The following is a 2,583-nucleotide window of genomic DNA, read 5'->3' on the forward strand; positions in this document are numbered from 1 at the left end:
TCGAAAGACGTTTATATACAGCGGGAGCTCATAAGGGCTTTCTAGATCCTTTTAGCGATGAAAAGGGTGATGAGGTTGAGTTTTGGGAGTCGGTGCTGAATACCACGCATCAGCAGTTTATTGCTAAAGTGAAAGAAGGGCGTGGAGAGCGGTTGAAGGTTGATGAAGAGATCTTTAGTGGTCTGATCTGGAGTGGTGAGCAGGCCTTGGAAAAAGGTTTGGTTGATGGTTTGGGTAGTGCAGGTTATGTTGCAAGAGAAGTGGTTGGAGCTGAGGAAATTATTGATTTTACGCCGCAGCCAGACCCCTTTGAGCGCTTCACGAAAACGCTGGGTATTGCGGCAGGGAGTGCTGTAGGTAAACTTTTAACGACTAGCCCACTGACTATTCAGTAGTATGGTTTAGAATGACTAAAGGCGAGCATTAGCTCGCCTTTTTTTGTGCCTGGGAAATTCTAGCTATTCCAGAATAGTGTATTTCTTTCAGGTCGGGAAAGCTAAGTCGCTGGTCTATAACAGTATTGCTGCGTATAAATGAAGCTGAGTAGAGTTATGTACGTGGTTATCCCGGTGCCATTTTGATTTGGTCGTTGTAGGTTTGTAGCTAAATTGCAGGCATAAAAAAAGCGATCCGAAGATCGCTTTTTTGAAGGCTAGCTAAAGATTACTTAGCTGCTTTCTTTGCACGCTCTTCTTCCATTACTTTTTCAGCAACAGAGTTAGGGCATTGTGCGTAGTGATCAAATTCCATAGAGAACTGACCACGACCAGAGGTCATTGTACGTAGTGAGCCGATGTAACCAAACATTTCTGAAAGTGGTACATTTGCTTTGATGCGCACGCCAGAAGCGCCTGCATCCTGACCTTCGATCATGCCACGACGACGGTTCAAATCACCAATTACGTCACCAACGTGATCTTCAGGCGTAAATACGTCAACCTTCATGATTGGCTCAAGAAGCTTAGGTTGTGCCTTTGGAATTGACTGACGGAAAGCGCCTTTTGCAGCAATTTCAAATGCAACAGCAGAGGAGTCAACCGCGTGGAAACCACCGTCGAACAGCTCAACCTCAACATCTAGTACTGGGAAGCCAGCAAGAACACCGGTCTCCATCATGCTTTGGAAGCCTTTCTCGATAGCTGGGAAGAATTCCTTAGGTACGTTACCACCTACAACTGTAGATGAGAATGTGAAACCAGAATTCTGCTCACCTGGCTTGATACGGTAATCGATCTTACCGAACTGACCAGAACCACCAGACTGCTTCTTGTGCGTATATGAATCTTCAACTTCAGCCGTGATTGTTTCACGGTATGCAACCTGAGGTTCACCAACTTCTAGCTCAACGCCATAAGTACGGTTCAGGATGTCTACTTTGATGTCTAGGTGAAGCTCACCCATTCCGCGTAGAATTGTTTCACCTGAGTCTTCGTCAGTGTGAACCTGGAATGTTGGATCTTCTGCAACCATCTTACCGATCGCGATACCCATTTTCTCAGAACCGCCTTTGTCTTTAGGCTTAACAGCAATCGAGATTACTGGCTCAGGGAAGACCATCGCTTCAAGTGTACATTCGTGCTTGGGATCACAAAGTGTGTGACCTGTTTGAACGTTTTTCATGCCGACGATTGCAAGGATGTCACCAGCTTGAGCTGAATCTAGCTCGTTACGATCTTCAGCTTCCATCTCACACATACGGCCGATACGCTCAGTCTTACCTGTGAAGGAGTTAAGTACTGTGTCGCCTTTGTTCAGCTTACCTGAATAAACTCGGATAAAGGTAAGTGCGCCGAAACGGTCATCCATGATCTTAAATGCAAGTGCGCGGAATGGCTCGTCAACAGCAACTGTAGCAACTTCGCCAGTTGGCTCGCCCACTTCATCAGTCAATGGCTGAGGAATAACTTCTGTGGGTGAAGGCAAGTAGTCAACAACAGCATCAAGAATTAACTGGATACCTTTGTTCTTAAATGCAGAGCCACAGTAAGTAGGGAAGAATGTCAGGTCATTAGTACCTTTACGAATACAGGCTTTGATCTGTTCCGTAGTTGGCATTTCGCCTTCCATGTACGCCATCATGATGTCGTCATCAACCTCAACAGCTGTTTCAATCAACTGCTCGTGATACATGTCTACATCGTCAACCATATCGGCTGGAACGTCTTCTACTTTGAAGTTTTCAGGTAGGCCTGTGTCATCCCAAACATAAGCTTTCTTAGAAAGAATATCGACAACACCAACAAAGTCATCTTCGGTTCCGATTGGAAGAGTCATAACTAGCGGCTTAGCGCCTAGTACGTTCTCTACCTGGTCAACAACTTTCAAGAAGTCAGCACCTAGACGGTCAAGCTTGTTTACGAAGATGATACGAGCAACGCCAGACTCATCTGCATAACGCCAGTTTGTTTCTGATTGAGGTTCAACACCACCAGAACCACAGAATACACCGATACCACCATCAAGAACTTTCAAAGAACGATATACTTCTACTGTGAAGTCAACGTGTCCAGGAGTATCTATGATGTTCATGCGGTGATCATCCCAGAAGGTTGTGATCGCTGCAGACTGGATAGTAATACCACG

The 2,583-nt window shown here is 45.6% G+C and carries 2 protein-coding genes; one reads left to right on the forward strand and one right to left on the reverse strand.

All coding sequences use genetic code 11. From position 1 onward, the window contains the following. The coding region (locus tag A3729_RS30310) for a S49 family peptidase (protein ID WP_197476321.1) at positions 1 to 395 on the forward strand (395 nt) is incomplete at its 5' end. Positions 396 to 663: 268 nt separating this feature from the next. Here A3729_RS30310 and fusA read toward each other — a convergent pair. Then, positions 664 to 2,583 (reverse strand): elongation factor G (fusA, locus tag A3729_RS30315; protein WP_068634589.1); only part of this gene is annotated, 1,920 nt, incomplete at its 5' end.

It is taken from the genome of Oleiphilus sp. HI0043, assembly GCF_001634935.1.